Raw genomic sequence first — 17,510 nt, 5'->3', positions numbered from 1 at the left:
GCCTCAGCGGGCCAGCCGGAGGATCGAGCCCCGCTCGTCCTTCGTGAGCTCGCGCGTCGCACCGGAGGCGAGCGTGCCGAGCGTCAGCGGTCCGAACCGTCGGCGCACGAGCTCGACGACGGGGTGCCCGACGTGCTCGAGCATGCGGCGCACGATGCGGTTGCGGCCCGAGTGCAGCGTGATCTCGAGCATCGACGCCTGCCGCCCGGGGGTGCCGAGGATGCGGGCGCGGTCGGCGCGGATGAAGCCGTCCTCGAGCTCGAAGCCGTTGCGCAGCGTGCGCACGATGCGGGAGTCGACGCGGCCGACGACCTTCGCGACGTACGTCTTCTCGACGCCGAACGAGGGATGGGCGAGCACGTTGGCGAGCTCGCCGTCGTTCGTGAGCAGCAGCAGGCCCGAGGTGTCGAAGTCGAGCCGGCCGACGTTGTAGACGCGCTCGTCGATCGCGGCGGCGTACGTCGTCAGGTCGGGCCGGCCGCGGTCGTCGGCCATCGACGAGACGACGCCCGTCGGCTTGTTGAGCATGACGTAGCGCTTCGACACGTCGAGCTGCACGGGCGTGCCGTCGACCGTGACGCGCGCGTCGGGCGTGATGCGCCTGCCGAGCTCCATCACGACCTCGCCGTCGACCTCGATGCGGCCGTCGACGATCATGTCCTCGACGACGCGGCGCGAGGCGACGCCCGCCGCGGCGAGCACCTTCTGCAGCCGCTCGCCCTCGTCGGCGGGATCGGATCCTGGGTCGTGGCTCACGCGTCGTCCTCGTCGTGGTCGGGCAGCAGGGGCGAGATGGGCGGCAGCTCCTCGATGGTGCCGAGGCCCAGCTGCTGCAGCAGCAGGTCGGTGGTCTCGTAGTGGATCGCGCCGGTCTCGGGATCGGTGAACGCCTCGGTCACGAGGCCGCGGCCGAGCAGCGTGCGCACGACGGAGTCGACGTTCACCGCGCGGATGGCGGCGATGGCGCCGCGCGTGATGGGCTGCTTGTAGGCGATGACCGCGAGCGTCTCGAGCGCCGCCTGCGACAGCCGCGTCGGCGTCTGCGTCAGCACGAAGCCCTCGACGTCGGCGTCGTAGGCCGCCCGCACGTACAGGCGCCAGCCGCCGCCCACCTCGCGCAGCTCGAAGCCGCGCTCGGGGCCGTCGCCGTCGCCGTCGTAGTCGGCGCGCAGCGCCGCGATCGCGTCGCGCACCGCGGCGACGGGTGCCGCGAGCGCGCTCGCGAGGTGCACGACCCCCTGCGGCTCGTCGGCGACGAGCAGGATCGCCTCGAGGCGACGTGCGAGCGGCAGGCGCGAGCGGTCGATCGCGGCGTCGTCGGGCTGCGCGCTCGACGCGTCGACGTCGACGGATGCGTCAGTGGTCATAGTCGGCTCCCAGGGTGCTCAGCTGGTCGTCGCGGAAGTCGTGTCCGGTCCAGGTGATCGACAGCTCGCCGAGCGGCTCGATCTGCTCGAAGGCGAGCGCACCTCGACGGTACAGCTCGAGGACGGCGAGGAAGCGCGCGACGACGACGCCGCGTCCCTCGGCGCCGACGACGAGCTCGCGGAACGTGCGCGTGCCGGCGCCGCGCAGGGCGGCGACCACGTGCGCCGCCTGCTCGCGGATCGACACGAGCGGCGCGTGCAGGTGCGAGAGCCCGACGGTGGGCACCTCGCGCGGCGTCATCGCGAGCAGCGCGAGGGCTGCGAAGTCGTCGGGCGACAGCGTCCAGCGCAGCTCGGGCGCGCGCGTCCGGAAGCGCTCCTCGAGCCGCACCGAGCGCACGTGCCGCGTCGACTCCGCCGTGAGTCGCTCGTCGAACCACGCCGCGGCGCCCTTGAACGCGCGGTACTGCAGCAGGCGCGCGAACAGCAGGTCGCGCGCCTCGAGCAGCGCGACGTCCTCGGCGTCGACGACCTCGCCGGCGGGCAGCAGGCTCGCGACCTTGAGGTCGAGCAGCGTCGCGGCGACGACGATGAACTCGCTCGCCTCGTCGAGCATCCCGTCGCCCTCGAGCGTCGACAGGTATGCGATGAACGCGTTCGTCACCTCGCCGAGCGCGATCTCGGTCACGTCGAGCCTGCGGTTGCCGATGAGCGTCAGCAGCAGGTCGAACGGGCCGTCGAAGTGCTCCTGATGGATGCGGAAGCCGGCCTCGACCTGCTCGGTCGCGACGTCGACGGCCGCTGGGGCCTGCTCGACCGACTCGGCCGACGCGGTCGGCTCGGTCCGATGCTCCGACACGACGTCGATCAGGCGACGGCGCCGCGCGCGATGAGCTCGCGTGCGACCTGGCGGTACGCCTCCGACGCGGAGTGGTCGGGTGCGTACTGCGTGATGGGCGTGCCCGCGACCGATGCGTCGGGGAACTTCACCGTGCGGCGGATGACGGTCTCGAGCACCGACGGGCCGAACGCCTCGACGACGCGCTGCAGGACCTCGCGCGAGTGCAGGGTGCGCGAGTCGTACATCGTCGCGAGGATGCCGTCGAGGCGCAGCGCCGGGTTCAGGCGGTCCTGCACCTTGTCGATGGTCTCCTTGAGCAGCGCGACGCCGCGCAGCGCGAAGTACTCGCACTCGAGCGGCACGAGCACGCCGTGCGCCGCCGTGAGCGCGTTGACGGTGAGGAGGCCGAGCGAGGGCTGGCAGTCGACGAGGATGAGGTCGTAGTCGTCGGAGACCTGGCGCAGCACGCGGGCGAGGATCTGCTCGCGCGCGACCTCGCTCACGAGGTGCACCTCGGCGGCCGAGAGGTCGATGTTCGCCGGGATGACGTCGAGGCCCTCGACGGTCGAGTGCTGGATGGCCTCGCGCGCATCGCGCTTCGACGACAGCAGGAGGTCGTAGATCGTCGTGGCGTCGTGATTGTCGATGCCGAGGCCGGCGGAGAGCGCGCCCTGCGGGTCGAAGTCGACCGCGAGCACGCGTCGGCCGTACTCGGCGAGCGTCGCGCCGAGGTTGATGGTCGTCGTCGTCTTGCCGACGCCGCCCTTCTGGTTGCACATCGCGATGATGCGCGCGGGGCCGTGCGACGTGAGGGGCGCCGGCACGGGGAACTCGCGCAGGAGGCGGCCCGTCGGACCCATCACGGGTGCGTCGAGGCCCGGCAGCGCTGCCGTCTGCTTCGTCCCACCGCTCATGGATCCGAGTCTAGGTCCGCGCTCGACGCGAGCCCGGCAGGGCGCCGCGGTGTGTATCTCAACCACGACTCGAAGGTTCGCAAGGCCTGGCGGCGGTGGCGCGCATCCGCGATCGTCGCAGCATGACGGACGACGCGGAGCTCGAGCGCACGATGCTGCGCCTCGTCGACGAACGGGCCCCGGATCGCACGATCTGCCCGAGCGACGTCGCGCGCGCCGTCGGCGACGCGGACACGTGGCGCGACCTCATGGATGCGACGCGCGCCGTCGCGGCGCGGCTCGCCGATGCCGGCGAGGTCGAGGTCACGCAGCGCGGCTCGGTCGTCGACGTGCGCACGGCCCGCGGGCCAGTCCGCATCCGCCGCCCCCGCTGACCCGCTCCCCGAGGCCCGTGGCCCGAGCACCCTCGCTCCCCGAGACCCGAGCACCCTCGCTCCCCAAGGTCCGAGCACCCTCGCTCCCCAAGGTCCGAGCACCCTCGCTCCCCAAGGTCCGAGCACCCTCGCTCCCCAAGGTCCGAGCACCCTCGCTACCCGAGGTGCGAGCCACCCCCGCTCCCTGAGGTGCGAGCGAAGCGAGCCTCGAAGGGTCAGCCCCGCCCCGTCAGCCGCAGGAACCCCGACAGCTCCGCACACCCTCGCTCCCTGAGGTGCGAGCCACCCCCGCTCCCTGAGGTGCGAGCGAAGCGAGCCTCGAAGGGTCAGCCCCGCCCCACCAGCCGCGCGAACCCCGACAGCTCCGAGCACCCCCGCTCCCTGAGGTGCGAGCCACCCCCGCTCCCTGAGGTGCGAGCGAAGCGAGCCTCGAAGGGTCAGCCCCGCCCCGTCAGCCGCAGGAACCCCGACAGCTGCGCGAGCCCGTCGGCCCGGTACGGCAGCGCATCGGCGATGCGCGGCGAGTGCACGACGTACGCCGACCACTGCGCGCGCGAGATGGCGACGTTGATGCGATTGCGCTGCAGCACGAACTCGATGCCGCGCGGGGCGTCGTCGGCGCTCGACGCCGTGAGCGACACGATCGCGACGACCGCCTCCTGCCCCTGGAACCGGTCGGCGGTGCCCACGCGGGCGTCGCCGAGCCCGGCCGCGTCGAGCGTGCGCCGCAGCAGGTCGACCTGCGCGTTGTAGGGCGCCACGACGATGACGTCGGCGGCGGTGAGCGGCCGTGGCTCGTCGGAGACCGAGGGATCGAGCCACGCGCGCCCGAGCTGGTCGCGCACGAGGCGGACGACCTCGGCCGCCTCCTGGGGCGACTCCACCGAGGCGCCCTCGTGGTCGACGTGCACCGCGTGCACGCCGGGCGCGCCCGCGAGCATCCTGCGCGCGGCGATGGGCGCCGAGGTGAGCTCGCCCCGGTACGAGAGCGTCGACACCGCCGCGCACAGCACGGGATGCATGCGCCACGACCGCTCGAGGAAGACGCCGAGCTGCGGCGGCAGCACGTCGCTGTCGCGCGAGAGCCAGCCGAGCGCCGACGCGTCGATGGGCTCGGGATGCGTGCCCTGGCTCACCTGCGGCAGCTGCTGCGGATCGCCGAGCAGCAGCAGCCGGTCGGCCGCGACGGCGCACGCGATCGTGTTCGCGAGCGAGAACTGCCCGGCCTCGTCGACGACGAGCAGGTCGAGCGACCGACGCGGCACCTGGTCGGCGTTCGAGAACGTCCACGCCGTGCCGCCGAGGATGCACCCGCCCTCGCGAGCGACGAACGACGCAATGTCGCGCGTGTCGAGCGGCGTGCCCGGCACGGTCGTCGCCCCGCTCCTCGGCCGCTTGCCGACGCGCTCGGTCGGCACGCCGAGGTCGATCGCCTTCTGCAGCAGATGCTCGACGACGTCGTGCGACTGCGCGACGACGCCGATGCGCCAGCCGCGCGCGACGAGCTCGCGCAGCACCGACGCGCCCACGTGCGTCTTGCCGGTGCCGGGCGGGCCCTGCACGGCGAGGTAGGAGCGGTCCATGCCCTCGAGCGCGGCGCGGATGCGCTCGGCGGGCGAGCCGTGCTCTGGCCCGGGCACGCCGCCGCGGATGCGCGGCGGCTCGCGGCGCAGCACGTCGAGCGCGGGATCGGCGATGGGATCGGCGTTCGCGGCGACGCGCTCGCCCCACTCGAGGATCGCCGAGCGCTGCGTCGTCGTCGGGATGGGACGCCCGGGCGCGAGCGCGATGGGCAGCTGCGCCCATCCGTCGCCGGCGACGTCGCGCTCGTCGAGCACGACCGTCCACGTGCCGGCGTCCTCGCTCGCCTCGACGACCCGGACGGCGTCGTGGGCGCGGTAGGTGTCGGCGACGTCGGGATCGCCGATGGGGGCGGGCGTCGCGTAGACGGCGTAGGGCCGGTCGCCGGGGCCGAGCCGCGACCCGGCGGCCATCGCCCCGACGAGCCGCAGCGTCCTGCGCGGCTGCCTCGCACGCGCAGGCGTGTGCCACGGCTGAACGACCTCGATCGCGACGTCGACGGGCACGAGGACGTCGCGCTGCTCCTGCCAGAGGTCGACGTGGCCGCCGAGCCGCGCGAAGTGCTCGACCCAGTGGGCGGTGTCCTCGCGCCGGTGGTACTCGACCGCGGCCGCCGCGAGCGCGACGGCGAGCTGCTCGTCGGTGCGCTCGTCGGCGGGCACGCCCGCGATGCGCGCACGCAGCCTGGCGTCGACGGCCTCCTCGCGGGCCTCGAGCCGCGCCGAGGCGTCCGGCGGCACCTCGACGGCGCGACGCCTCCCGATGCCCTCGGCGTCGGCGAGGCCGACGAGCCAGTCGCGCAGCCCGAGCGTCGCCGCGCAGTCGTACCGGTTGTAGTCGGCGATCTCGGCGAGCAGCGACTCGGCGGCCGCGACGTCGCCGTCGCCGCGCAGCCGTCCGACCTCCTGGTAGGCGACGATCGAGGCGCCGCCGTCCTTGACGGCGCTGTCGCGCAGCCGCTCGCCCATGAAGAGCGGCTCGAGCCGCTTGAGCGAGTACGACGACTCGGAGATGCGCACCGCGCCGCGCACGATCGGGTAGAGGTCGACGAGCACGTCGGCGGCGAGGAGGTCGGCGACCTCGTCCTCGCGGACGCCGTGCCGCGCGGCGATCGCCGCGAGATGCGTGCGCTCGTAGGGCGCGTAGTGGTAGACGTGCAGGCTCGGCCAGCGGGCGCGACGCGCGGCGAGCCAGTCGAGGAAGGCCGCGAGCGCGACGCCCTCCGCCGTGAAGTCGTGCGCCCAGAACGGCGTGAAGACCTCGCCGCCCTCGTCGTACGTCGTCGCGCCGAAGAGGTAGTCGATGCCCCAGTGCTCGCCGTCCCACCAGAGCGGATCGCCCTCGAAGTCGAAGAAGACGTCGCCGGGGCTCGGCTCGGGGAGCCGCCCGAGCGGCGCGCGGTCGAAGACCTCGTGCAGCACGCCCGATGCGGGGGCGGCGAGCTGCAGCCTCGCCTGCGTGCGCAGCGAGGCGAGGGTGGCGTCGCCGATGCCGACGATGCCGCCGGTGGATGCCGCGAGCGCGTCGATCGTCGCGACGCCGGCGGCGCGCATGCGGTCTCGCTGCGTGCGGCGCAGCCCGGCGACGAGCAGGACGTCGCGCGTGCGCTCGACCTCCACCGCGCACGTGGCGCAGCGGCCGCACTGCCGGATGCCCGGGGTGTCCCACGCGATCGGGGCGTCGTCGGCGCGCCGCTCGGCGAGCAGCCCGCGCATGCGGCCCATCGCGCGCTCGAACACGGGCACGACGTCGGCGAGCAGATGGTCGGTGTGGACGCCGGTGCCGAGGATGAGGTGCACGGTCTCGTCGACCGGGATGCCCTCGCGCCGCAGCTCGAGCGCGTAGGCGGCGAGCTGCAGCAGCGCCGTGGTCTTCGCGCTGCGCGCGAGCTTCGCGTCGTACACGGCGTACGCGGGCGCCGCGGCTGCGCCGTCGACGCGCACGAGGAAGTCGGCGAAGCCCATGAAGCCCGTCGACTCGTCGAGGAAGGTCGCCTGGAACACGACGTCGGCGCCGTCGCGCATCGCGGCGAGCGACGCCTCGCGCGCGTCGCGCAGCCCGTCGAGCGTCATGGGCGACGGCCGGGCGATCTCGACGACGCGGTAGCCGGGCTCGCGCGCCGCGCGGTCGCGGTAGGCCTGGAGGATGCGCTCCTCGTGCGCGTCGCCCAGGCGACCGGCGCGCTGCAGCATCGGGTCGTCGGGCTCGTCGACCGCGGCGAGGCGGCCGAGCCGCGCGTCGAGCGCGCGCAGCATCGCGAACTCGCAGTCGCTCGCGGCCCGCAGGTCGCTCGCGCTGTGGAGGAGGAGGCCGTCGCGCAGGAACACGACTCCGACGCTAGCGGCGACCACCCACGCGCTCGACGCCGGCCACCGGATGGCGACGCGTCGTCCACCGCCGCGTCACCCCACGCGCGTACCGTGTGCCGCAGGAGGCCCATGGATGCCATCGTCGACGTCGTCGTGCTGCTCGCGGCGTCGCCGTGGGCGCTCGTCGTCGTCGCGGTCCTGTGCCTCGTCGACAGCATCGTCCCCCCGCTGCCGAGCGAGGCCGTGGTCGTCGCGCTCGTGACGCTCGGCGCGACGGGCCATGCGCCGCATCCGCTCGCCATCGGCGCGACGATCGCGCTCGCCGCGACCGCGGGCGACACCCTCGCCTACCTGCTGGGTCGCGCGATCCCGAGCCGCCGCCTGCTGCGTGCCCGTCGCGTCCGGCCCCTCGCCCGCAGGGCCGCTGCGCTGCTGCGCGCGCGAGGCGCGTCCACCGTCGTCGCCGCCCGCTTCGTCCCCGGGCTGCGCATCGCGGTGAACGCGACCGCCGGCGCGCTGCGCATGCCCGTCGGGCGCTTCGTGGCGCTCGTCGCGACGGGCGCGACGCTGTGGGCGACCCTCACGGTGGCCATAGGGGTCTCTGCTGCGCGGCTGCTGGGCGACGCTCCGCTGCTCTCCGCCGCCGTGGGCGCCCTCGCCGGCCTCGCCGTCGGGCTGTGCATCGACGCCGTCCTGCGACGCCGAGGCGCCGTCCGATCCCCTCGCGCCTGAGTCCGTCTCGCCGTCGGAGCGCCCGCGCCCCGTCAGCGCCGCGCGCGCGGATGCGCCGTCGTGTACATGTCGCGCAGGGTGTCCGCCGTCACGCGCGTGTAGATCTGCGTCGTCGCGACGCTCGCATGCCCGAGCAGCTCCTGCACGACGCGCACGTCGGCGCCGCCCTCGAGCAGGTGCGTCGCGAACGAGTGCCGGAAGGTGTGGGGCGAGACGTGCTCGACCTCCGCCTCCTCGGCGACGCGCTGGATGATCGACCACGCCGTCTGGCGCGAGAGCCTGCCGCCGCGCGCGCCGAGCAGCAGCGCGGGCCCTCCCCTGCCGCGCACGGCGAGCAGCGGCCGCGCCCGCACGAGGTAGGCGTCGAGCGCGTCGCGCGCGTACGACCCCACGGGCACGAGCCGCTGCTTGCCGCCCTTGCCCGTGAGCCGCAGCAGCTCCTCGTGCGCGTCGTCGACGTCGAGGTCGCACACCTCCGAGATGCGCGCGCCCGTGGCGTACAGCAGCTCGAGCAGCGCCCGATCGCGCAGCCCGGCGGGGTCGTCGCCGCCGGCGTGGTCGAGGATGCGCTGCATCTGCGCGATCGTCACGGCCTTCGGCAGCGGCATGGCCTGCTTCGGCGGCCGGTGGTCGTGGGCGACGTCGCGATCGACGAGCCCCTCGTCGACGAGGAATCGGTGCAGCCCGCGCACCGCGGACAGCTGCCTGGCGACGCTCGACGGCGCGAGGCCGCGATCGGCGAGCGCGGCGTGGAAGGCCTGCACGTCCGCCGCCTCGATGGTCGCGACGGCGTCGCGACCGCGCTCGGCGAGCACGGCGAGGTAGCCGTCGAGGTCGCGGCGGTAGGCGGCGAGCGTGTGCCGTGAGAGGCCGCGCTCGATCGTCAGCTGCCGCAGATGGCGCGCGACGGCATCCGCGGGTCGCACGCGCGGCTCAGCGCTCGGGGCGCGGCGGCCGGTGCCAGTCGAACGGCACGTCGGCGGGCTGCGCCTCGCCGCCGCGCGCTCGGATCGCCTCGTACGCCAGCACGGCCGTGAGCATCGTCGCGTTGTGCAGGCGCATCGACAGCGCGGCCTCGACGACCTCGGCGCGCGGCACCCAGCGCGCCTCCATGCCCGCCTCCTCGTCGGTGCGCGCGAAGACCTCCGCGGCGTCCGACACGTCGGTCGCGAGGTAGATGCGCAGCATCTCGGTCGAGCCGCCGCCGGAGGTCGAGATGTCGCACAGCACGCCCCACGTGGCCGCGACCGTGTCGGTCTCCTCGGCGAGCTCGCGCTGCGCGCCGACGAGCGGATCCTCGCCCTCGACGTCGAGCAGGCCCGCGGGCAGCTCCCACATCGTCGCGCCCACGGGATGCCGGTACTGGTGCACGAGCAGCACCTCGTCGCGCTCGTTCACCGCGAGGACCGCGACGGCGCCCGGGTGGTCGAGCAGGTCGCGCACGATCGTGCCCGTCTCGAGCTCGACCGTGTGGCGCTCGACGTCCCACACCTTGCCGTGGAAGACCGTCTCGCGATGCGCGACGGGGAGGCTGCCGAGCGTGTCCTCGATCATGCGCTCGCCGCGTCCCGCTGGTCGTCGGAGTCGACGTCGAAGAGCTTCGACGCGCGCTGCCGCTCGAGCGACGCCTCGACGAGGCCGCGGAAGAGGGGATGCGCGTGGTTCGGACGGCTGCGCAGCTCGGGGTGCGCCTGCGTGGCGATGTAGTACGGGTGGCCCGGCACCTCGACGTACTCGACGAGGTGGCCGTCGGGCGACGTGCCCGAGAACGCGAGGCCCGCGGCCGACAGCGCGTCGCGGTAGCGGTTGTTGACCTCGTAGCGGTGGCGGTGGCGCTCGTGCGACACGGGTGCGCCGTAGACGCGCTCGGCGAGCGAGCCGGGTGCGAGCGCGGCCTCGTAGAGGCCCAGGCGCATCGTGCCGCCGAGGTTGCCGCCGTGGATGTGCTCCTGCTGCTCGGCCATCGTCGCGATCACGGGGTTCGGCGTGTCCTCGTCGAACTCGCTCGACGACGCGCCCTCGATGCCCGCGACGTTGCGCGCGTACTCGATGACCATGCACTGCAGGCCGAGGCACAGCCCGAGCGTGGGGATGTCGTTCTCGCGGGCGAAGCGCAGCGCGCCGAGCTTGCCCTCGATGCCGCGCACGCCGAAGCCGCCGGGCACGCAGATGCCGTCGACGTCCGACAGCTGCTGCGCCGCACCCTCGGGGGTCTCGCACAGGTCGGAGGCCACCCAGCGGATCGTCACGGCCGTCTGGTTCGCGAAGCCGCCCGCCTTGAGCGCCTCGGTGACCGAGAGATACGCGTCGGGCAGGTCGATGTACTTGCCGACGAGCCCGATCGTCACCGCGTGGCGCGGGTGGTGCACGGCGTCGAGCACGGGCTGCCAGCGGCGCCAGTCGACCTCGCCGGCGTCGAGGCCCAGCTGCTCGATGATGTAGCCGTCGAGACCCTGCTCGGTGAGCATCGTCGGGATGTCGTAGATGGAGGCCGCGTCGGTCGCGTTGACGACCGCGCGCTCCTCGACGTCGCACATGAGCGCGATCTTCGTGCGGTTCGACTCGCTCACGGGGCGGTCGGAGCGCAGCACGAGCGCGTCGGGCTGGATGCCGATCGAGCGCAGCGTGGCGACGGAGTGCTGCGTGGGCTTCGTCTTCTGCTCGCCGGACGCGCCGAGGTAGGGCACGAGCGACACGTGGACGAAGAACACGTTCTTGCGGCCGAGCTCGTGGCGCACCTGCCGCGCGGCCTCGATGAACGGCTGGGATTCGATGTCGCCGACGGTGCCGCCGATCTCGGTGATGATGACGTCCGGCTGCGGGTCGTCCTCCGACTGCAGCCGCATGCGGCGCTTGATCTCGTCCGAGATGTGCGGGATGACCTGCACGGTGTCGCCGAGGTACTCGCCGCGCCGCTCGCGCTCGATGACGCGCGAGTAGATCTGCCCCGTCGTCACGTTCGCGGCCTGCGACAGCTCGATGTCGAGGAATCGCTCGTAGTGGCCGATGTCGAGGTCCGTCTCCGCGCCGTCGTCGGTCACGAAGACCTCGCCGTGCTGGAACGGGTTCATCGTCCCCGGATCGACGTTGAGGTACGGATCCAGCTTCTGCATGACGACGTGGAGCCCACGCGCCGTCAGCAGGTTGCCGAGCGAAGCGGCCGTGAGGCCCTTGCCCAGGGACGAGACGACGCCGCCCGTCACGAAGATCTGCTTGGTCACACGGGTTTCGTTCGCCACGGACTCCTACGCTATCCGACGCGGGGCCCGCTGCGGTCAGCGGCCTCGCTGCGGCGTGGCGTGGGCGTCGGCGAGCAGCTCGGCGGCATGCGCGAGCGCCGTCTCCGAGGCGGTGCCGGCGAGCATGCGCGCGAGCTCCTCGACGCGGGCGTCGTCGCGCACCGTGTGCACGCTCGACGCCGTCACGGAGCCGTCGGTGGCCTTCACGACCGTGATGTGGCGGTCTGCGAACGCCGCGACCTGGGCCAGGTGGGTGACGACGATGACCTGCGCGTGCTGCGCGAGCGCCGCGAGGCGCCTGCCGATCTCGATCGCCGAGGCACCGCCGACGCCGGCGTCGACCTCGTCGAACACGAACGTCGGCACGTCGTCGGCGGCGAGGGCGACCTCGAGCGCGAGCATGACGCGCGAGAGCTCGCCGCCCGACGCCGCCTTGGCGACGGGTCGGGGCTCGGCGCCCGGATGCGGTGCGAGCAGGATCGCGACGTCGTCGCGCCCGTGGTCGTGGTGCTCGTCGCCGGGGGTGACGGCGATGCGGAGGCGGGCGTCGGGCATCGCGAGCGCACGCAGCTCGGCCTGCACGCGCAGCTCGAGGTCGGCGGCGGCGGCGGTGCGCAGCGTCGTCAGCCGCTCGGCGAGCGCGTCGGCGCCTGCGCGTCCCTCGGCGATGCGCGCCTCGAGCTCGACGGTGCGCTCGTCGTCGGCGTCGAGCTCGACGAGCCGCAGCGCCCCGAGCCGGCCGTGCTCGAGCGCGGCCTCGATGCCGCCGAAGCGCCGCACGATGGGTGCGAGCGCGGCGCGCCGCTCCTGGATCTCGTCGATGGGGCGCTCGGGCGCCTCGAGCGTGTCGGCGTAGCGCGAGAGCTCGGTCGCGGCCTCCTGCACGGCTGCCTCGGCGTCGGCGAGCAGCGCGAGCGTCGGCGCGAGCGCCGCGTCGTCGCGCTCCCCGCGCTCGACGAGCCGACGGGCGGCGCCCACGAGCGTCGAGGCGTCGACGCCGTCGTCGCCCGTGAGGGCCGTGTGCGCCTCGGCGACGAGGGCGCGCAGCGACTCGACGTGCTCGAGGCGATGCGCGAGGGCGTCGAGCTCGGCGTCCTCCCCCGGCTGCGGATCGATGGCCTCGAGCGCCTCGAGGTCGGCCCGCAGCTCCTCGGCCTCGCGGCGACGAGCGTCGCGCTCGGTGACGATCTCGTCGAGCTCGCGCTCCGCCTCGCGCCAGGTGCGCAGCTGCGCGCGGTACTGCGCGAGGAGCGCGACGAGCTCGTCGCCCGCGGCGCGGTCGAGCGCCGTGAGCTGCGCGTGCATGCCGCGCAGCCGCTGCTGGTCGGACTGCCCGTGGACGGCGACGAGCGCGTCGGAGAGCGCCTGCAGCGACGCCGCGGGCACGTTCGCCCCGCCGATCTGCGCGCGGCTGCGCCCCTCGCGGGACACGGAGCGCGCGACGAGCAGCTCGCCCTCCTCGACGACGCCGCCCGCGTCGTCGACGAGCTCGCGGTCGGTCGCGTCGTCGAGCATCCACACGCCCTGCACCGCGGCGCGGTCGTCGCCGGCGCGGATGAGGCCGGCGTCGGCGCGCTGGCCGCGCAGGAGCGCGAGCGCCTGCACGACCATCGTCTTGCCTGCGCCCGTCTCGCCCGTGATGGCCGTGAACCCGGGGGCGAGCTCGAGCACGGCGTCCTCGATGACGCCGAGGCTGCGGATCGAGAGCTCCTCGAGTCGCGTGCGCGTCACGAGCCGTTCCTCGCGGCGTCGCGCCAGCCCTGCACGGGCAGCTCGAACTTCGCGACGAGCCGGTCGGCGAACGGTGCGGGGCTGAGGCGCGCGAGCCGCAGCGGCGTCTCGGAGCGGCGCGCCTCGACGCGCGCGCCCTGCGGCAGCTCGACCGAGCGGCGCGAGTCGCACCACAGCACGGCCTCGCTGCGCGAGTAGGGCGAGATCGTCACGGCCATCGTCGACTCGGGCGCGACGACGAGGGGCCGCGTGAAGAGCGCGTGGGCGCCGAGGGGCACCATGAGCATCGCCTGCGCCGTCGGCCACACGATGGGGCCGCCGGCCGAGAAGGAGTAGGCCGTCGAGCCCGTGGGGGTCGCGAGCAGCACGGCATCGGTGCCGAAGGACGAGATGGGCCGGTCGTCGACCTCCAGCAGCACCTCGATCATGCGGCCGGCGCCGTGCTTCTCGATCGCCGCCTCGTTGACCGCCCACGTGCGCGCGACCTCCGCGCCCTCGATGAGCACGCGCACGTCGAGCGTCAGCCGCGACTCGACGTCGTAGTCGCCGGCGACGGCGCGGTCGACGACGGCCTGCACGTCGGCGACCTCCGCCTCGGCGAGGAAGCCCACGTGGCCCATGTTGATGCCGAGCAGCGGTGCTCCGGTCGTGCGCTGCAGCTCGGCGGCGCGCAGGATCGTGCCGTCGCCGCCGAAGGTGACGACGAGCTCGATGTCGTCGGACGATGCCGGGTCGTGCTCGCGCACGACGTCGGCCTCGGGAGCGTGGGCGATGAGCGCGGCGCGCTCGGCGGGCAGCACGACGGGCGTGACGCCGGCCTCGACGAGCCGCCTGCACACGCTGGACGCCGTCCGCAGCGTCTCCTCGCGATCGGGGTGGAACACGACGAGGAACCTGCGCTCGCCCATGTGCCCTCCGTCCGCTGCAGCCTGCATCGCCATTCTGTCGGATGCGCCGGTCATGCGTCGCCGGTTGCGCTGCGAGCGAGGATGCGCGCCTCGTGGGCGAGGTGTGCGGGATCGGGTGCGCCCGCCCGCAGGTGCGCGAGGAACTCGCGGTTGCCGTGCGTGCCGACGACGGGGCTCGCCGCGATGCCGGCCGTCCCGAGCCCGAGGCTCCATGCGGCGGCGAGGACCTGGTCGATGGCATCGGCGCGCGCCTCCGCGTCGTCGACGATCCCGCCGCGCACGCGTCCGCGGCCGACCTCGAACTGCGGCTTCACGAGCACGAGCCAGTCGGCGTCGTCGGTCGCGACGGCCCGCACGGGCGGGAGGACGTGCACGAGGGAGATGAACGAGACGTCGGCGACGATGAGCGACGGCATCGGATGCAGCGGGGGCGTCAGGTCGCGCACGTTGACGCCCTCGAGCAGCGTGATGCGGTCGTCGAGCGGCACGCGGAACTGGCCGTGGCCGACGTCGAGGGCGGTGACGTGTCGCGCGCCGCGGGCGAGCAGCACCTGGGTGAAGCCGCCCGTCGAGGCGCCGACGTCGAGCGCGTCGCGCCCGGCCGGATCGACGCCGAAGGCGTCGAGCGCAGCGAGCAGCTTGCCCGCCGCGCGCGAGACCCAGCCGTCGTCGTCGACCTCGAGGAGCGCCTCCGCCTCGACGGCCGCGGACGGCTTCGTGGCGACGCGGCCGTCGACGCGCACGGCGCCGGCGGCGACGAGCCGCTGCGCGTGCGTGCGGCTGCGTGCGAGGCCTCGCGCGGCGAGGGCCTGGTCGAGCCGGTCGCTCACGAGCCCGACAGCGCCGCCTCGAGCCGATCGTGCAGCGCGGCGAAGGCCGCCGCACGACGCTCGAGCGGCTGCTCCTCGATGAGCTCGAGCTCGTCGAGGAGGTCGGCGCTGGTGTCGTCGGTCACGGCTCGAGCGTATCGGCGCGGCAGCGCCCGGCGCGGGAGGACCGCGCCGGCGTCGCCCGGGTCGGTCGAGCTCGCGGAACCCGGGCATCGTCGTCCCCCCACCCGCTCCCTGAGGAGGCAGCGAGCGCAGCGAGCCGCCGTCTCGAAGGGCGCTCGGCCTCACGCGCAAGTGGGGCACCCTTCGAGGCTCGCTGCGCTCGCACCTCAGGGAGCGGGAGGAGAGGCTCGCTGCGCTCGCACCTCAGGGAGCGGGAGGAGAGGCTCGCTGCGCTCGCACCTCAGGGAGCGGGAGGAGAAGCGACCCCAAGCCTTCGAGGCTCGCTCCGCGGAACCTGACGGAGCGGAGTCCGGACATCGTCGTCCCCCCACCCGCTCCCTGAGGAGGCAGCGAGCGCAGCGAGCCGCCGTCTCGAAGGGTGCCCGGCACACGCGGGTGGCGGCACCTTCGAGGCTCGCTGCGCTCGCACCTCAGGGAGCGGGAGGAGAGGCTCGCTGCGCTCGCACCTCAGGGAGCGGGAGAGAGGCTCGCTGCGCTCGCACCTCAGGGAGCGGGGGGAGAGGGTCCCTCCGCTCGCACCTCGGAGAGCGGGAAGAGAGGCTCGCTCCGCGCTGGCTCCCCTGCGTCAGTTGAGCTCGCGGAACCCGGGCAGGTCGCCGTGCGCGAGCGCCGTCTCGGCGAGCTCCTGCAGCGCGGTGAGCGCGACGCGCTGCGAGATGGGTCCGAACGAGACGCGTGCGACGCCGAGCTCCTGCAGCTCGTCGAACGACGGCGTGCCGGGCAGGGCGATCGTCGTGAGCCGCTGCGGGCCGAACGCGTCGACGAGCGTGCGCACCTCGTCGCTCGTGAGCGGTCCGGGCACGAACACGACGGGAGCGCCGGCGTCGAGGTAGGCGCGCCCGCGCTCGAGCGCGTCGGCGATGACGACGTCGCGGTCGCGGCCTCCGCCGACGGGGAAGGCGTCGGTGCGCGCGTTGAGCACGAAGTCCGGCACGCCGGCCTCGCGGGCGACGCGCATGATCGCCTCGACCTGGGCAGCAGCCTCGTCGAGGGGCTTCAGCTGGTCCTCGACGTTCGCGCCGACGACGCCGATCTCGATCGCCCTGCGCACCGTCTCGGCAGCGTCGCCGTAGCCGCCCTCGAGGTCCGCCGAGACGGGGAGGTCGGTGACGGCGACGATGCGTCGCACCATGTCGAGCATCTCGTCGACCGGGATGCGCTCGCCGTCCTCGTAGCCGAGGGTCGCGGCGATCGAGTGGCTCGCGGTCGCGAGCGCGACGGTGCCCGTCGCGCCGGCGACCGCGGAGGTCGAGATCGGGTCCCACACGTTGACGACCTTGAGCAGCGCGGGCTCGCGGTGGAGGCGCAGCAGCTCGGAGGCGCGGGCGGCGGTGTCGGTCATGGTGACTCCTGTCGATCGGACGCGTCGGATGCGTCGCGGGGCGTTCGTGCGGGATCGGTCGATCGGATGGGTTCGGTCGCGTCCGCGAGGGTGGGGGCCTCGGCGCGTCCACGTGCGATCGCGGCGAGCACCGCGACCTCGTCGGCGCGGGCGATGCCGTTCGCGCGTGCGCGGTCGAGGCCGCGGTCGCGCTCGTCGGCGACGACGTCGCGCACGGTCTCGGCCGTCGGTCGCAGACGGATGCCGTCGGCGAGCAGCGCCGCGTTCGAGCGCGCACCGTGGCCCTCGTGGCCGACGGGCAGCCACAGCGCGAGCGCCCGCGGGCCTCCCCACGGCTGCACGTCGTGCTGCGCGAGCTCGTCGTCGCTGGCGAGCACGATCGGCCCGGCATGCGCGGCTGCGGCACGCACCTCGTCGACGAGGGCGTGGAGCGTCGTCACGGTGCCGACGGCGTCGCGCACGCCGATGACGCCGCGCGTGCCGAGGGCCACGATGGCGTCGACGAGGTCGCGCACGTCGACGACCTGCGCGGCGACGTCGCGCTCGGGCACGAGCAGCGGCTCGTCCCCGGCGAGCGCGGCGCGGGCCGCCCACGAGCCGAAGCGGTCGCTGGGATCGCCGGGGCCGACGATGAGGCCGGGGCGCAGCACGAGCAGGCGGTCGCCGAGCGCGGCGTGCATGGTCTGCTCGACGTGCACCTTGGCGCGGCCGTAGTCGTCGGGGTCGGCGGACGGCTCGAGCAGCGCGGCCCGCTCGTCCGCGCCCGGCCGGTCGACGTCGGCGTAGACGGACACGGTCGACACGAGCGTCCAGTGCCGCGCCCGGCCCGCGAGGGCCTGCGCCGCGGCGGTCGCGTGCGCGGGGATGCGCGTCACGTCCACGACCTCGTCCCACTCCCCCGCGAGCGTCGGATCCGAGGCGAGGGCGTCTGCGCCGTCGTCGCGGTCGAGGCGCACGAGCGTCGCGCCGGCGGGCACGTCGGTGCCGCGTGCGACGCACGTCACGTCGTTGCCGGCGGCGACGTGGGCTGCCGCGACCGCGTGCCCGAGCCAGGCCGTGCCGCCGAGGACGAGGATGCGCATGGTGCGAGCATGGCACCGGCGAGCGCGGGCGCGCACGGGCTTCGCGCCAGGCGAACGTGCCTGCACGGGCATCGCCG

Annotated in this window: 16 protein-coding genes; 2 read left to right on the top strand and 14 right to left on the bottom strand. The window is 74.4% G+C overall.

Annotated features, from left to right (window positions below; genetic code table 11):
- Positions 1 to 3: 3 nt before the first annotated feature.
- The 4 genes from ABD249_RS11170 to ABD249_RS11155 are packed head-to-tail and all read right to left on the bottom strand — an operon-like array spanning position 4 to position 3,122.
- Complete coding sequence (locus tag ABD249_RS11170; RefSeq protein ID WP_344343531.1) at positions 4 to 756, bottom strand: pseudouridine synthase; 753 nt, start codon at positions 754 to 756, stop codon at positions 4 to 6.
- Complete coding sequence (gene scpB / locus ABD249_RS11165; RefSeq protein WP_344343529.1) at positions 753 to 1,367, bottom strand: SMC-Scp complex subunit ScpB; 615 nt, start codon at positions 1,365 to 1,367, stop codon at positions 753 to 755. The genes ABD249_RS11170 and scpB overlap by 4 nt, the downstream gene beginning before the upstream one ends.
- Positions 1,357 to 2,226, bottom strand: a complete 870-nt coding sequence (locus ABD249_RS11160; protein WP_425546322.1) for a segregation and condensation protein A — start codon at positions 2,224 to 2,226, stop codon at positions 1,357 to 1,359. Before ABD249_RS11160 ends, scpB begins: the two co-directional genes overlap by 11 nt.
- Positions 2,227 to 2,234: 8 nt before the next feature.
- Positions 2,235 to 3,122 carry a ParA family protein gene (locus ABD249_RS11155; RefSeq protein ID WP_344343527.1) on the bottom strand — a complete coding sequence of 296 codons (888 nt, stop codon included), beginning with the start codon at positions 3,120 to 3,122 and terminating at the stop codon, positions 2,235 to 2,237.
- A 122-nt stretch (positions 3,123 to 3,244) separates the two neighbouring features.
- Here ABD249_RS11155 and ABD249_RS11150 point away from each other — a divergent pair, with 122 nt between their 5' ends.
- Positions 3,245 to 3,496, top strand: coding sequence for a DUF3253 domain-containing protein (locus tag ABD249_RS11150; RefSeq protein ID WP_344343525.1), 252 nt, complete (start codon positions 3,245 to 3,247; stop codon positions 3,494 to 3,496).
- A 437-nt stretch (positions 3,497 to 3,933) separates the two neighbouring features.
- Here ABD249_RS11150 and ABD249_RS11145 read toward each other — a convergent pair whose 3' ends face one another.
- Positions 3,934 to 7,404 (bottom strand): TM0106 family RecB-like putative nuclease, encoded by a 3,471-nt coding sequence (locus ABD249_RS11145; RefSeq protein WP_344343523.1) that lies wholly within the window; start codon positions 7,402 to 7,404, stop codon positions 3,934 to 3,936.
- Positions 7,405 to 7,515: 111 nt separating this feature from the next.
- Here ABD249_RS11145 and ABD249_RS11140 point away from each other — a divergent pair, with 111 nt between their 5' ends.
- On the top strand, positions 7,516 to 8,118 hold the full coding sequence (locus ABD249_RS11140; RefSeq protein ID WP_344343521.1) for a DedA family protein: 603 nt from the start codon (positions 7,516 to 7,518) through the stop codon (positions 8,116 to 8,118).
- Between the two features lie 32 nt (positions 8,119 to 8,150).
- On the opposite strand, the gene xerD is transcribed toward ABD249_RS11140, so the two are convergent.
- The 9 genes from xerD to ABD249_RS11095 form a co-directional block, all read right to left on the bottom strand.
- A complete protein-coding gene (gene xerD / locus ABD249_RS11135; protein ID WP_344343519.1) occupies positions 8,151 to 9,044 on the bottom strand; it encodes a site-specific tyrosine recombinase XerD in 894 nt (297 codons plus the stop codon).
- Positions 9,045 to 9,051: 7 nt separating this feature from the next.
- Positions 9,052 to 9,672 carry an NUDIX domain-containing protein gene (locus ABD249_RS11130; RefSeq protein ID WP_344343517.1) on the bottom strand — a complete coding sequence of 207 codons (621 nt, stop codon included), beginning with the start codon at positions 9,670 to 9,672 and terminating at the stop codon, positions 9,052 to 9,054.
- A complete protein-coding gene (gene pyrG, locus ABD249_RS11125; RefSeq protein WP_344343515.1) occupies positions 9,669 to 11,339 on the bottom strand; it encodes a CTP synthase in 1,671 nt (556 codons plus the stop codon). Before pyrG ends, ABD249_RS11130 begins: the two co-directional genes overlap by 4 nt.
- 54 nt (positions 11,340 to 11,393) lie before the next feature.
- A complete protein-coding gene (recN, locus tag ABD249_RS11120; protein ID WP_344343513.1) occupies positions 11,394 to 13,088 on the bottom strand; it encodes a DNA repair protein RecN in 1,695 nt (564 codons plus the stop codon).
- Positions 13,085 to 13,996 carry an NAD kinase gene (locus ABD249_RS11115; RefSeq protein ID WP_344343511.1) on the bottom strand — a complete coding sequence of 304 codons (912 nt, stop codon included), beginning with the start codon at positions 13,994 to 13,996 and terminating at the stop codon, positions 13,085 to 13,087. The genes recN and ABD249_RS11115 overlap by 4 nt, the downstream gene beginning before the upstream one ends.
- Positions 13,997 to 14,046: 50 nt before the next feature.
- A complete protein-coding gene (locus tag ABD249_RS11110) occupies positions 14,047 to 14,826 on the bottom strand; it encodes a TlyA family RNA methyltransferase (protein WP_344343509.1) in 780 nt (259 codons plus the stop codon).
- Positions 14,823 to 14,951 (bottom strand): hypothetical protein, encoded by a 129-nt coding sequence (locus ABD249_RS11105; protein ID WP_344343507.1) that lies wholly within the window; start codon positions 14,949 to 14,951, stop codon positions 14,823 to 14,825. Before ABD249_RS11105 ends, ABD249_RS11110 begins: the two co-directional genes overlap by 4 nt.
- A gap of 623 nt (positions 14,952 to 15,574) precedes the next feature.
- Positions 15,575 to 16,351 (bottom strand): isocitrate lyase/PEP mutase family protein, encoded by a 777-nt coding sequence (locus ABD249_RS11100; RefSeq protein WP_344343505.1) that lies wholly within the window; start codon positions 16,349 to 16,351, stop codon positions 15,575 to 15,577.
- A complete protein-coding gene (locus tag ABD249_RS11095) occupies positions 16,348 to 17,433 on the bottom strand; it encodes an NAD-dependent epimerase/dehydratase family protein (protein ID WP_344343503.1) in 1,086 nt (361 codons plus the stop codon). The genes ABD249_RS11100 and ABD249_RS11095 overlap by 4 nt, the downstream gene beginning before the upstream one ends.
- Between the last annotated feature and the right edge of the window lie 77 nt (positions 17,434 to 17,510).

Origin of the sequence: Agrococcus versicolor (assembly GCF_039531815.1) — a bacterium.
Lineage (GTDB): Bacteria > Actinomycetota > Actinomycetes > Actinomycetales > Microbacteriaceae > Agrococcus > Agrococcus versicolor.
Note: the sequence above shows the minus strand (reverse complement) of the source record. Positions and strands in the feature narration are given on the sequence as shown.

Excerpts from the sequence above, each read along its gene's own strand:
- scpB (WP_344343529.1), bottom strand. The coding sequence starts at position 1,367 with ATGACCACTGACGCATCCGTCGACGTCGACGCGTCGAGCGCGCAGCCC.
- ABD249_RS11155 (WP_344343527.1), bottom strand. The coding sequence starts at position 3,122 with ATGAGCGGTGGGACGAAGCAGACGGCAGCGCTGCCGGGCCTCGACGCA.
- ABD249_RS11150 (WP_344343525.1), top strand. The coding sequence starts at position 3,245 with ATGACGGACGACGCGGAGCTCGAGCGCACGATGCTGCGCCTCGTCGAC.
- ABD249_RS11140 (WP_344343521.1), top strand. The coding sequence starts at position 7,516 with ATGGATGCCATCGTCGACGTCGTCGTGCTGCTCGCGGCGTCGCCGTGG.
- ABD249_RS11130 (WP_344343517.1), bottom strand. The coding sequence starts at position 9,672 with ATGATCGAGGACACGCTCGGCAGCCTCCCCGTCGCGCATCGCGAGACG.
- ABD249_RS11115 (WP_344343511.1), bottom strand. The coding sequence starts at position 13,996 with ATGGGCGAGCGCAGGTTCCTCGTCGTGTTCCACCCCGATCGCGAGGAG.
- ABD249_RS11100 (WP_344343505.1), bottom strand. The coding sequence starts at position 16,351 with ATGACCGACACCGCCGCCCGCGCCTCCGAGCTGCTGCGCCTCCACCGC.
- ABD249_RS11095 (WP_344343503.1), bottom strand. The coding sequence starts at position 17,433 with ATGCGCATCCTCGTCCTCGGCGGCACGGCCTGGCTCGGGCACGCGGTC.